Genomic DNA, 12,512 nt, shown 5'->3' with positions numbered 1-12,512 from the left:
TTCTGGGTATCCGGAATCAGTGGGCACAAGGCACAAAGGCATGTCGTCCCTATAAAACGAATGCAGACCGGAAAAATTAGCGCTTGAGAATAGAGGTCAGGAAAGAGGGAAATCCGTGGCGAGGGAGCTTGCTCGCGCTCGACTGCGCAGCAGTCGCAGAAGCTCCCGGCCGCAAAAGAACCGACGCCTGGTAGGGGTCGCTTCGCAACCCAGCGGGAGCAAGCTCCCTCGCCACAAAAGCAGATTGTTTGTGAATCAGTGCATCAGGCGCTGATTGCCAACCCATACCGTCGATGATGCACGCTCAACTGATCCTTGATCAGGCGCAGCACCCTGGCCTCGTGCTCATGGATAAAAAAGTGCCCGCCCGCCAGCATGTCCACCGAAAAGCTGCCGGAGGTTTCCCGGCTCCAGCCGATCAGTTGCTCGGTGCTGGCCTTGTCGGTGGTGCCGCCGAGCACGTGCACCGGGCATTTGAGCGGTGCTCGGGTTCGCCGCTGGAAGCGCCCGCACAGCAGAAAATCCGCCCGCAGCACAGGCAAGGTCAGGGCCATCAATTCTTCATTGGCCAGGACTTCTTCGCTGGTGCCATTGAGGGTGCGCAGTTGTTCGATCAATTCGGTATCGGTTTTCGGTGTGGCAAAACCGCGGTCGTAATCGGCGCGCATCGTCGGCGCCGCGGTGCCCGAGGCGAACAGCGCTACCGGTTCCGGACAACCCAGCTCGCGCAAGGCATGGGCGATTTCGCAGGCCAGCAATGCGCCCAGGCTGTGGCCGAACAGCGCATAAGGGGCCTGGAGCGTGGGGCGCAGTTCCCGGGCCAGTTGCATCGCCAGCGGGCCCATGTCGGTGTGCAGCGGCTCGCCGAAACGCGCCCCGCGCCCTGGCAGCTCAACCGGCTGCACCTGCAGCCATTGCGGCACCTTGCGCCGCCAGCGGCTGTAAACCATGGCGCTGGCGCCGGAATACGGCAGGCATAGCAAGGTCAGTTGAGTCACCGCGGTTTTCTCCGATCAGTTGTGTATGGAAGATAACGAACTGGCGACAGTCTGAATTAGTCAGTGTCGCCGTACCTGCCCCATGGCCTCACACGCCCCCTATACTGGCGGCATCTCGGCTCGCCCATCGCAAAGGAGAACGCCATGACCTGGTCTGCCAAGCAATACGTCACGTTTGAACAGGAACGCACCCGTCCGGCCCGGGACCTGCTGGCGGCCATCCCGCCGGGGCAGGCGCGCTCGGTGATCGACCTGGGGTGCGGCCCCGGCAATTCCACAGAATTATTGGTGGAGCACTTTCCCGGGGCAACGGTGCGTGGCCTGGACAGTTCCAGCGACATGATACAGGCCGCCCGCCAGCGCCTGCCCGAAGTGGCCTTCGACACCGCAGACATCGGCCAATGGGACGAACCCGGCCCCTTCGATGTGATCTTCGCCAACGCGGTGCTGCAATGGCTGCCTGACCACGCAACCCTGCTGCCGTCACTGGTCAGCAAACTGGCCGAGGGTGGCAACCTGGCGATCCAGATGCCCGACACCCTGCACCAGCCGTCCCACCGCTTGATGCGGGAAATCGCCGCCAATGGGCCCTGGGCCAGCCAACTGGCCGGAGCCGCCGATACGCGCACGGAAGTGGCCGATGCCAGCCTGTACTACTCGATCCTCAAGCCCCATTGCACCCGCGTCGATGTGTGGCGCACCACCTACCATCACCCGCTGGCCGGGGGCGCCGCCGGCGTGGTGGAGTGGTTCAAGGGCAGCGGCTTGCGGCCGTTTCTCGACCCGCTGGATGAGGTGCAACGCGGGCAATACCTGCAACAGTATCTCAACGCCGTTGAACAGGCTTATCCGGCCATGGACGATGGAACGGTACTGCTGCCCTTCCCCCGTGTGTTCATGGTCGCGACCCGCTAAACGAAGCAGCGCGGGTTAAATTTCCGGTCCCGGCCCTCGTTACCTGCTCAGACCAAAACCCACAAGAGTGACCGCCGTGGACCTGCAAACCATTCTGGGCAAACTGTTCGCCAACGCGGGCGCCGTTGGTATCGAAGGTGTTTTCCAATTCGTGTTCGGCCCCCAGCAGACGTACTGGTCCGAGGTCAGAGCCAGCAGCCGCACCCAGGCCGGTCGGCACAGCAGCCCCGACGTGACCATTGAAGTGGCGGAAAAGGACTTTCTCGGGATCATGGCCGGCCTGGCCAATGTCGAGGAGCTGTTTGCCAGCGGACGCCTGAAGATCGGCGGCAACATGGGCCTGGCCACGTTGTTGCCGCAGATCATCGAGCATGCCCGCCACGGCAGTGGCGCGGTGGAAAAGGTCGACATGAACAAGCGTTATCCCACCCCGCCGCGCTTCAGCGAAAAGCTCACCGCCAGCCTGCCGACCCAGCGCAGCGTGGAGCGTCGCCCGCGCAGCGAGCTGTCGGTGCAAGCGTTTCAAGCGCGCTACCTGCCCCATGGCATTCCGGTGGTCATCAGCAATGCCTTGCAGGACTGGCCGTTGTTCAAGCTCAGCCGCGAAGAATCCCTGGTGCATTTTGCCGAGCTGCAAGGCATCACCCGCCACGGCGACTACGTGAAGAAAACCTTCTCCACCGAGCGGGACTTCCGCTCCACGTCCATGGCCGATTTCATTACTTCTCTGGACAGCCCGGCGGTCAAGGGCGCCGATGGTGAGCCGCCAGCCTACATGGGCAACAACATCCTGCCGGCGCAATTGATGGAGCAAATCAACTACCCGCCCTACTTCGACCCGTCGCTGTTCATCCCGCCACGCATCTGGATCGGCCCAAAGGGCACCCTCACCCCGCTGCACCGCGACGACACCGACAACCTGTTCGCCCAGGTCTGGGGCCAGAAAATCTTCACCCTCGCCGCCCCCCATCACCGAGAAGCCCTCGGCACCTGGTCCACGGCGCCCCAAGGCGGCCTGGACGGTTGCGATTTCAACCCGGACGCGCCGGACTACCAGCGCTTCCCCCGCGCCCGTGACGTGACCTTCCTGCGGGTGACGCTGGAGGCCGGGGATCTGCTGTTCCTGCCTGAAGGCTGGTTCCATCAGGTGGAGTCGGTGTCCACTTCGTTGTCAGTGAACTTCTGGGTGAATTCGGGGCGGGGTTGGTGAGCGCTGACTTGAGGCGAGCTGCCTTTGTGAAGATCGCTTCACCCAAATGAACTCCACGCACCTCATACCAGTCAGCAGGTAAAGCCCTCAACTCAAGGTGCTAGACCATGCAGATATCCCTCGCCCGACAGGTTGCCCTGGTCACCGGCGCCAGTTCCGGCATTGGTGCAGGCGCGGCCAGGGCATTGGCAGACGCCGGTGCCGCGGTGGTGCTCAACTACCACTCCAGCGCCGGCCCGGCACAAGACCTGGCCCGTGAAATCAACGCCAACGGTGGACGCGCCATCGCCGTCGGTGCCGATGTGTCGAAGGAGCCGGATGTCGAGCGACTGTTCGCCCAGACTGTCGAAGCCTTTGGCACGCTGGACATCCTGGTGGCCAACTCCGGCCTGCAAAAAGACGCCGCCGCCGTCGACATGAGCCTGGAGGACTGGAACACCGTGATCGGCACCAACCTGACCGGCCAATTCCTCTGCGCTCGCGCCGCCCTGCGGATTTTCAACCAGCAGGGCATTCGCCAGGGCGTGTCCCGGGCCGCCGGCAAAATCATTCACATGAGTTCAGTGCACCAGCGCATCCCCTGGGCCGGTCACATCAACTACGCTGCCTCCAAGGGCGGCGTCCATCTGCTGATGCAGAGTCTGGCCCAGGAAATCAGCCACCAGCGCATCCGCATCAACAGCATCGCGCCCGGCGCGATCCGCACGGCCATCAACCGCGAGGTCACTGAAGGCGAACAGGAGCAGAAATTGCTGGAGCTGATTCCTTACGGGCGTATCGGCGATGTGGAAGATGTCGCCAACGCGGTGGTCTGGCTGGCGTCGGACTTGTCCGATTACGTGGTAGGCACCACGTTGTTCATCGATGGCGGGATGAGCCTTTATCCGGGGTTCCACGGCAATGGCTGACTATCACGAAACCCAAAGCCCCATCGAGAACCACGGCATCATCGGCGACATGCGCAGTGCTGCGCTGGTGAATGACCGAGGCAGTGTCGACTTTTTCTGCTGGCCGGAATTCGACAGCCCCTCGATTTTCTGCTCGCTGCTGGACACGCCGGACGCGGGGATCTTTCAACTGGCGCCGGACCTGCCTAATGCCCGTCGCCAGCAGATCTACCTGCCTGACACCAACGTACTGCAAACCCGCTGGCTGAGTGATGACGCCGTGGTGGAAATCACCGACCTGCTGCCCATCGGCGACAGCGAGGATGACCTGCCGGTATTGATCCGCAAAGTGAGCATGACCGTCGGCAGCGCGACGTTTCGCATGCGCTGCGCGGTACGCCACGACTACGCCCGCAGCCTCACCAGCGCACACCGTGACGGCGATCACATCTGCTTCGAAGCCCCGGGGCAACCTGGCTTGCGTTTGTGTTCCGATCAGGCCATGACCCTGGACGACCGGGCGGCGGTGGCCGAGTTCACGCTGGAACAAGGCCAGAGCGCCGAGTTCCTGCTGGGCGGGATTGACGACCCGCGGCTTCAGGATGACATCAGCGCAATATGCCTGGAGCGAACACTGGCGTTCTGGCGCGGCTGGATTGGCCAATCCACCTATCGCGGGCGCTGGCGGGAAATGGTCAACCGCTCGGCCTTGGCGCTGAAACTGCTGACCTCACGCAAACACGGCGCCATCCTTGCCGCCGCGACCTTCGGCCTGCCGGAAACCCGTGGCGGCGAGCGCAACTGGGACTATCGCTACACCTGGATCCGCGACGCTTCCTTCACCGTTTACGCGTTCATGCGCCTGGGCTTTGTTGAAGAAGCCAACGCCTACATGCGTTTTCTGCGGAGCCGGGTCAGCGACTGCTGCGATCAGCCGATCAAACTCAACATCCTGTACGGCCTGGACGGCAGGTTGGAGCTACCAGAAGTCGAGCTGCCCCACCTCAGTGGCTTTGGTCATGCCAAGCCGGTGCGCATCGGCAACCTGGCCTACAAACAAGTGCAACTGGATATCTTCGGCGAATTGATGGACGCGGTGTACCTGGTCAACAAATACGGCGAAGCCATTTCCCATCAGGGCTGGAAACACGTCGTCAATGTGGTCGATCAGGTCTGTGATATCTGGCAGGACAAAGACGTGGGCATTTGGGAAATGCGCGGGGAGAAGCACCACTTCCTGCATTCGCGGCTGATGTGCTGGGTCGCTGTCGATCGCGCCATCCGCCTGGCGGTCAAACGCTCCTTGCCCGCGCCTTTCGCCCGCTGGGACCAGACTCGCCAGGCCATCTATGAAGACATCTGGACAAATTTCTGGAGCGAGGAACAACAGCATTTCATCCAGCGTCTGGGCAGCACCGCCCTCGACGGTTCGATGCTGTTGATGCCGCTTGTGCGCTTCGTCAGCGCCCGCGACCCGCGCTGGCTCTCGACCCTCGATGCCATTGAAAAAGACCTGGTGCGCGATGGCATGGTCTACCGCTACCGCAACGACGAAAGCCCCGTCGACGGCCTCAGCGGCATTGAAGGTTCGTTCGCTGCGTGTTCGTTCTGGTACGTCGAATGCCTGGCCCGCGCCGGCCGTGTGGAAAAAGCCCAGCTGGAGTTCGAACAACTGCTGCGCTACGCCAACCCGCTGGGCTTGTACGCCGAAGAGTTCGACAGCCACGGCTACCACCTGGGCAACACCCCCCAGGCCTTGACCCACCTGGCGCTGATCAGCGCCGCCAGTTTCCTGGACCGCAAATTGAGCGGGGACAAAACGCATTGGCAGCCGTGAGTCGCACGTGTGAATGAACATAAATCTTTTGTGGCGAGGGAGCTTGCTCCCGCTCGACTGCGCAGCAGGCGCAAAATCTCCAGGACACAAGGGAGGTCGCTTCGCAACCCAGCGGGAGCAAGCTCCCTCGCCACAGAGGACAGGGTGCAATGACTATCGCGTAGGCTCCGCCACTTCAATGTCATCCAACGCACGGTCAGCCAGCAACGTACCCAGCTCAATCAACTGCTGAATCCCCAGCGCAACATGCCGCCGGGAACCTTCCAGCTCGAATGCCAGGTCACTGACCATGGCGTTGGCCGAAGCCAGGGTTTCGCTGAGGCTGGTCAGCACGGATTCGGTGTTGAGGCCGGGGACCACTGAAAATATCTGGCCGTCCTGGGTGTCGGGTTTGGCTGGGGGAGACAAGTGAACATTCAGCGCCCGGTCAGCAGCTTCGCGGAGTTTTTTGGTGTCGAGGGTGGTGTAGGCGGACAGGTTTTCGGCGCGTGGAGGGTTGGGGGTGATCTTGACCATTTGTGAAGCTCCTGACTTGAAATTGAGCCCACTCACCTCGTGACCAAACGAGGGGTGGTGGGCTATACGCAGGTTGGTCAACCGGGAAGTCAGGCACCCGGCGCACTCGAAAGTGCCCCGCGCACAGCCCACCGCAAAGCATACCGACAAGCACACAAAAAAGCGCCGACATGCTGAGGTTGGCGCGTGTGCGCCTGACATTGGACGGGTGACCAAACCCGATCGCTGATTTTGCAGCGACCGGCACAGCCTAGCCCCGCCGTTTCCGAACCGGCAACCGCCACGACTCGTCGGAAAATTCCGGTTCACCTATTTTTTTGTAGGAACTCCACACCCTTGTGGCGAGGGGATTTATCCCCGCTGGGCTGCGTAGCAGCCCGTCCATAGGCCAATCCACTTTGCCAGACAGACCGAGTTGACCGTTTTCGGGGCTGCTACGCAGCCCAGCGGGGATTTATCCCCTCGCCACAGAAGCGGGCACCAACATTTCTCCATCTATCGCTGCCGCCGGTTTCAGGTTGCCAGCCCTGTAAACCCCTCCTAAGATCGATGCACTCAAGGGTGCAGCGGAGCTGCCCGACAAAACCCGATTCAAGGATCTGACATGACCCATGTAAAACGCTCTATCACCACCCCGCCCCGAACAGGCCTGACCCGGGAAGACCTCTGGGAAGGCCAGGACAAGGGCCTGATCAAGTGCTGGGAAATCGGCCGCGACCGGGCGCTGAAGTTTCCCGAGCTGGCGCAGCGTTGCTTGGCCGGTGAATTGCCGGTGCTCGGCTGGAAAGGCGGTGTCAGCCGCAGCCTGAAGAAAAACGAAAAGTTCGGCTGTCTCAAGTACCTCGCCCAATGGCAGGGCCTGCGCGGTGAAGACCTGGACATCGATCTGTCCCAGGACCGCACCCTGACCTGCTCCAGCACGAACATGATCGTGACCTTCACGCCGGATCGGGCCAAATATGTGAATCAGGAACCCGCATAACGGCAACCGAGCCGTGCAGGAGACCGACATGAACCAGGCGCCCAGAATCAACTTCGCGGTGACGCCTCTGCTGCGCATCGCCTACGAAGAGCACGGCCCCGCCAGCGGCGCCCCAGTGATCCTGCTGCACGGTTTCCCTTACGACCCCAGGGCCTTTGATGAAGTCGCACCGGCCCTGGCCCAGCGCGGCTATTGGGTCATCGTGCCGTACCTGCGCGGCTACGGCCCGACCCGGTTCAATAACCCGAGCATCCTGCGTTCCGGCCAGCAAGCGGCGCTGGCCCAGGATCTGCTGGACCTGATGCAGGCACTCGCCATTCCCCAAGCCGCGTTGTGCGGCTACGACTGGGGCGGGCGGGCCGCGTGCATCGTGGCGGCGCTGTGGCCCGAACGGGTTCGCTGCCTGGTGACCGGCGATGGCTATAACGTGCAGGACATTCCCCGATCGACTCAGCCGCTGGACCCTGAGACCGAGCACAGATTGTGGTACCAGTATTACTTCCACAGCGCCCGGGGCGTCGAGGGCCTGACACAGAACCGGCGCGAACTGTGCCAGTTGCTCTGGCGCCTGTGGTCACCGACCTGGACACGCGGCACAGCGCTGTATCCCCTCAGTGCCCCGTCCTTCGATAACCCGGATTTCGTCGAGGTGGTGATTCATTCCTACCGTCATCGCTTCATGTACGCACCGGGCGACCCGACGCTGGAGTGGATGGAGGAACGACTGACCGCGCAACCGGCCATCAGCGTGCCGAGCATCTCCCTGTGCGGTGCCGATGACGGCGTTGGACCTGCACCTGAGTTCGACGAAGACGCCGAACATTTCAGCGGTGTCTATGAGCGTCGAGTGCTCGCCGGTGTCGGCCACAACATTCCCCAGGAAGCCCCCCAGGCCACGCTCAGGGCATTGCTGGATCTGCTTGAGGGCTGACCGCGAAACGCTCGCGATACGCCTGGGGCGTCACGCCCATGGCCCGCAGGAAGCTGCGGCGCAGGGTTTCTTCGCTGCCAAAGCCGCATTGCACCGCGACCCGCTTGATCGGCAGTGCTGTGTCGGCCAGCAGCCGGCGCGCGGTCTCCACGCGAATCAGCTCCACCGCCCGCGCCGGCGTCTGGCCGGTGTCGGCACGGTAGTGACGCACGAAACTGCGCTCGCTCATCCCCGCCTCTGCCGCCAGATTCGGCAAGCCCAGGTCCTGGGTGAGGTTTTCCGCGATCCAGGCGTGCAGATCGTCAAAACGACTGCCCTGATTCTGCAATGACAAGGTCACGCTGAACTGCGATTGACCGCCCGGGCGCTTGAGGAACACCACCAGTTGCCGGGCGACTTCCAGGGCGATGGCGCGACCCAAATCGTCCTCCACCAGGGCCAACGCCAGGTCGATGCCGGCCGTAACGCCCGCCGAAGTCCAGACCGGGCCGTCGTTGATAAAAATCGGGTTGGGTTCGACCCGCAGTTGCGGGTGCTGCCTGGCCAGTTGTTCGCAACGGGTCCAGTGCGTGACCACTCGGCGTCCGTCCAACCAACCGCTGGCGGCCAGCAGGAACGCCCCGGTGCACACCGACGCCACGCGCCGCGAGCGCAGGCCATGGTCCCTGACCCAGGCCACCAGCGCCGCGTTCTGCGCCGCCTCGTACACTCCCCAACCGCCAGCGATGAGCAATGTGTCGCTACCCTCGCTCGGCAGCGGCTCGGCCATAAGCGCGAGCCCCGCCGACGACATCACCGCCCCGCCACCGGCAGCAATCACGGTGGGGGCGTAAGGCAACGGCAAGCCTTGCTGGCGTGCCAGGTCGTTGGCCGAAGCAAAAACCTGCAAGGGCCCGGTGACATCTAGCACCTGCACGTTGGCAAAGGCCAGTACATGAACGGTTTTCGGTGGATTTGGCATATTGGCGTAATTCGTGGGCTTATTGGCGTATACGCCAGAGCCTACGGGCCTAAAGTTAAACCGTCCACCCCCTCAGGCATCACTTCAGGAGAAAGCGCCATGGCGTTGCAGATCGGTTTTCTGTTATTCCCCCAGGTTCAACAACTGGACCTCACCGGCCCTTATGACGTGCTCGCCTCGCTGCCAGACGTGAAGGTGCACCTGATCTGGAAAGACCTGGCCCCAGTCACCGCCAGCACCGGGCTGGTACTCCTACCGACCACCACGTTCGAGAAGTGCCCCAAGCTCGATGTGATCTGCATCCCAGGCGGCAGCGGCGTCGGGCCGTTGATGGAAGATGAGCAGACCTTGGCGTTCATCAATCAACAGGCGGCCCGCGCGCAGTACATCACCTCCGTGTGCACCGGTTCGCTGGTGCTTGGCGCGGCGGGTTTATTGCAGGGTAAACGGGCCACCACCCATTGGGCTTATCACAGTCTGCTGCAAACCCTGGGCGCCACACCGGTCAAGGACCGTGTGGTACGCGACGGCAACCTGTTCACCGGTGGCGGCATCACCGCCGGGATAGATTTTGCCTTGACCCTGGCGGCCGAACTGTTCGACCAGAACACCGCCGAGCTGGTCCAGCTACAGCTTGAATACGCCCCTGCCCCGCCGTTCACCGCCGGCGGCCCGGACACTGCGCCGTCCCAAGTGCTGGCAGAAGCCAACCGACGCGCAGCAGAGTCGTTTCGGGTGCGCTCGCAGATTACTCAACGGGCAGCGGCACGATTGGCATTGCAATAACGATCAACGCCAATCAGGCCCCCCAAAAAAAGTGGTGAGGGGTTTTATCCCCTCACCACACAAGACATGAAAAATCTCCTGCCGCATCGATTCAATTCAGAACGGGCTGGCCGTCGGGCGCACCACCAGTTCGCTGACGTCCACATCGTCCGGCTGTTCAATGGCGTAGGCAATCGCCCGGGCAATCGCCTCGGCGGGAATGGCGATCCGGCGAAACTCGCGCATCTCGGCGCGCCCGCCTTCATCGGAAATACTTTCGGCCAACTCCGACTCGGTTACGCCAGGGGAAATCACCGTCACCCGCACGTCACCACCGACCTCCTGGCGCAACCCCTCGGAAATCGCTCGCACGGCGAACTTGGTGGCGCAGTACACCGCCGCCGTCGGGCTGACCGTGTAGGCACCAATGGAAGCAATGTTGATGAACTGGCCGCTGCGCTGGCGTTGCATCAAAGGCAAACCAGCGGCGATGCCGTGGAGTACGCCGCGAATGTTGACGTCGATCATGCGATCCCACTCGTCAACTTTCAGCGCCTCGAGTTTGGAGAGCGGCATGACCCCGGCGTTGTTGACGATCACATCGACCTTGCCGAATCGCTCGACAGCGAAGTCGATCAGGCTCTGCACATCATCACGGCGCGTCACGTCCACAGCTTTGCAAGCAGCCTGCTGGCCGTCGGCTTCAAGTTCCTGCACCAGCGCCTGCAAGCGATCGACGCGTCGCGCACCCAGCACCACTCGCGCTCCCCGGGCGGCCAGCAAACGTGCGGCGGCTTCGCCAATACCGCTGCTGGCGCCGGTGATCACCACAACTTTGTTTTGAATAGCGGACATGATGGTTTCCTCGTCTGGATGTATGGCCCCCCGATGGGAGCGTTTTGACAGGTCCAGATTAGGGAGCAGATCCGTGTCTGGGTTAGCCGGATCCTCCTGCGCCCTTGCACGATCCTGTAGCGATAAAACCGCCTCTGGTCGCCGGACGCACAATCGGCTTTACTAGCGCGGTCCACCCATTTGGCCAGGGAGATAGATCGGCATGTCGGTATCTACGTCCATACACGTAACGCCTGAGGACGGCGTCAACCAGCGCCGCACCGAACTGGCGGAACTGATGAAGCGCTTCGCCCCGGAATTCGGCGTTCATCCCACCGCCATCGAGACCTTGCACCTGATCCGTAGCGACCAGCCCACCGAAGCCCTGCACACGATCCACAAGCCCGGTTTGTGCGTGATCGTCCAGGGGCGCAAAGAGGTTCGGCTGGCGGATGAATGCTACGTCTATGATTCGCTCAACTACCTGGTGGTCTCGGTCACCCTGCCGCTGGCGGGTCAGGTGATCGAAGCCAGCCCCGAGCGCCCCTACCTGTGCATTCGCCTGGATATCGACCCGGCGCAGATCTGCCGTCTGATCGCCGACGCAAGCCCCATTGGGGTACCGGCCCAACGGACCGATCGAGGACTATTCCTGGACCGCATCGACGCGCCGCTGCTCGATGCGGTGTTGCGTTTGCTGCGGCTGCTGGAGAGTCCGGACGATATCGCCACGCTCGCGCCCTTGGCCCAACAGGAAATTTTCTACCGCCTGCTACGGGGTGCCCAGGGCCAGCGCTTGCACGAAATTGCCATCCCCGACACGCAAACCCACCGTATCAGTCGCGCAATCGAGTGGCTCAACAACCATTATGCCGAGCCGCTGAGCATCGATAGCCTGGCACAAATGATCAATCTCAGCCCTTCGGCATTGCACCATCGCTTCAAAGCCGTGACCGCCATGAGCCCGCTGCAATACCAGAAACAGCTGCGCCTGCAGGAAGCCCGACGGCTGCTGCTGGCGGAGAACAGCGACGTTTCGTCAATCGGCTACAAAATGGGCTATGAAAGCCCCTCGCAGTTCAGCCGCGAATACAGCCGTCTATTCGGGGCCTCGCCGAGCAAGGACATCGCCCGGCTACGTGCCGAGGCCTTGCAGATGAGTCGCGCCTGATCCTGCACACAAACAGGATCAGGCAAACCAAGGGCAGTATCCGTCTAACGGCGTCCCCCTCCTCGCCCCTACTCTGAACCCATGCAGCAAGACTACCGTCCGGGCTGCAACGGGTTCAGCAGATCGCGACATCTGAACGACCCGGCACTCAACCCCTTTTGATATGACCGGAGTCATCGCCATGAAAACTTTCAGTTCCTTGATCGCCGTTACCACTTTCGTCCTGAGCGTCAGTGCCTTTGCCCTGCCCAGCCAGCAGCAGGACCGTTTCTTTACGCAAACGCTCGGATATCAGCAGCCTGTGGCCGCTGATGGTTCGGACCGCACGCCTGGGCAGAGTCTTGCCGCTGATGGTTCGGACCGCACACCTGGGCAGGCACTTGCCGCTGATGGTTCGGATCGCACACCTGGGCAGGCACTTGCCGCTGATGGTTCGGATCGCACACCTGGGCAGGCACTTGCCGCTGATGGTTCCGACCGCACACCTGGGCAGGCACTTGCCGCT

Annotated in this window: 13 protein-coding genes; 9 read left to right on the top strand and 4 right to left on the bottom strand. The window is 62.3% G+C overall.

The features are described 5' to 3' along the window. Positions 1–263: 263 nt before the first annotated feature. Positions 264–998: a thioesterase II family protein gene (locus PSEUDOMOFG3G_RS07265; RefSeq protein WP_139049524.1), complete on the bottom strand. Its 735-nt coding sequence runs from the start codon at positions 996–998 to the stop codon at positions 264–266. 144 nt (positions 999–1,142) lie between these two features. On the opposite strand from PSEUDOMOFG3G_RS07265, the gene tam reads away from it, so the two are divergent. The 4 genes from tam (at position 1,143) to PSEUDOMOFG3G_RS07245 (ending at position 5,847) form a co-directional block, all read left to right on the top strand. Continuing rightward, on the top strand, positions 1,143–1,913 hold the full coding sequence (tam, locus tag PSEUDOMOFG3G_RS07260) for a trans-aconitate 2-methyltransferase (RefSeq protein WP_047230458.1): 771 nt from the start codon (positions 1,143–1,145) through the stop codon (positions 1,911–1,913). Between the two features lie 76 nt (positions 1,914–1,989). Beyond that, the gene (locus tag PSEUDOMOFG3G_RS07255) at positions 1,990–3,123 is read left to right on the top strand and encodes a cupin-like domain-containing protein (protein WP_139049523.1); all 1,134 of its coding nucleotides are present in this window, start codon (positions 1,990–1,992) and stop codon (positions 3,121–3,123) included. Positions 3,124–3,230: 107 nt separating this feature from the next. Beyond that, positions 3,231–4,031, top strand: coding sequence for a glucose 1-dehydrogenase (locus PSEUDOMOFG3G_RS07250; RefSeq protein WP_076383881.1), 801 nt, complete (start codon positions 3,231–3,233; stop codon positions 4,029–4,031). After that, complete coding sequence (locus tag PSEUDOMOFG3G_RS07245) at positions 4,024–5,847, top strand: glycoside hydrolase family 15 protein (protein WP_139049522.1); 1,824 nt, start codon at positions 4,024–4,026, stop codon at positions 5,845–5,847. Before PSEUDOMOFG3G_RS07250 ends, PSEUDOMOFG3G_RS07245 begins: the two co-directional genes overlap by 8 nt. Before the next feature lie 153 nt (positions 5,848–6,000). Here PSEUDOMOFG3G_RS07245 and PSEUDOMOFG3G_RS07240 read toward each other — a convergent pair whose 3' ends face one another. Then, positions 6,001–6,363, bottom strand: a complete 363-nt coding sequence (locus PSEUDOMOFG3G_RS07240) for a DUF6124 family protein (protein WP_139049521.1) — start codon at positions 6,361–6,363, stop codon at positions 6,001–6,003. Positions 6,364–6,967: 604 nt separating this feature from the next. On the opposite strand from PSEUDOMOFG3G_RS07240, the gene PSEUDOMOFG3G_RS07235 reads away from it, so the two are divergent. Further along, entirely contained in the window at positions 6,968–7,345 is a 378-nt protein-coding gene (locus tag PSEUDOMOFG3G_RS07235) for a hypothetical protein (protein ID WP_139049520.1), read from the top strand. Positions 7,346–7,373: 28 nt separating this feature from the next. Beyond that, the gene (locus PSEUDOMOFG3G_RS07230; protein ID WP_139049519.1) at positions 7,374–8,276 is read left to right on the top strand and encodes an alpha/beta fold hydrolase; all 903 of its coding nucleotides are present in this window, start codon (positions 7,374–7,376) and stop codon (positions 8,274–8,276) included. On the opposite strand, the gene PSEUDOMOFG3G_RS07225 is transcribed toward PSEUDOMOFG3G_RS07230, so the two are convergent. Further along, a complete protein-coding gene (locus PSEUDOMOFG3G_RS07225) occupies positions 8,245–9,237 on the bottom strand; it encodes a GlxA family transcriptional regulator (protein ID WP_139049518.1) in 993 nt (330 codons plus the stop codon). The genes PSEUDOMOFG3G_RS07230 and PSEUDOMOFG3G_RS07225 overlap by 32 nt on opposite strands. Before the next feature lie 99 nt (positions 9,238–9,336). On the opposite strand from PSEUDOMOFG3G_RS07225, the gene inhA reads away from it, so the two are divergent. Then, positions 9,337–10,023: an isonitrile hydratase gene (gene inhA, locus PSEUDOMOFG3G_RS07220; protein ID WP_139049517.1), complete on the top strand. Its 687-nt coding sequence runs from the start codon at positions 9,337–9,339 to the stop codon at positions 10,021–10,023. Between the two features lie 96 nt (positions 10,024–10,119). Here inhA and PSEUDOMOFG3G_RS07215 read toward each other — a convergent pair whose 3' ends face one another. After that, complete coding sequence (locus PSEUDOMOFG3G_RS07215; protein ID WP_047230449.1) at positions 10,120–10,857, bottom strand: SDR family oxidoreductase; 738 nt, start codon at positions 10,855–10,857, stop codon at positions 10,120–10,122. Between the two features lie 202 nt (positions 10,858–11,059). Here PSEUDOMOFG3G_RS07215 and PSEUDOMOFG3G_RS07210 point away from each other — a divergent pair, with 202 nt between their 5' ends. Both PSEUDOMOFG3G_RS07210 and PSEUDOMOFG3G_RS07205 read left to right on the top strand, forming a co-directional pair. Further along, a complete protein-coding gene (locus PSEUDOMOFG3G_RS07210; RefSeq protein WP_076383875.1) occupies positions 11,060–12,007 on the top strand; it encodes an AraC family transcriptional regulator in 948 nt (315 codons plus the stop codon). 163 nt (positions 12,008–12,170) lie between these two features. Then, on the top strand, positions 12,171–12,512 hold a 342-nt coding region (locus PSEUDOMOFG3G_RS07205; RefSeq protein WP_373685066.1), incomplete at its 3' end, for a hypothetical protein.

This window comes from Pseudomonas sp. FG-3G, assembly GCF_901007645.1.
Taxonomy (GTDB): domain Bacteria; phylum Pseudomonadota; class Gammaproteobacteria; order Pseudomonadales; family Pseudomonadaceae; genus Aquipseudomonas; species Aquipseudomonas rhizophila.
The sequence above is the reverse complement of the archived record's forward strand: the minus strand, read 5'-3'. Positions and strand labels throughout refer to the sequence as shown.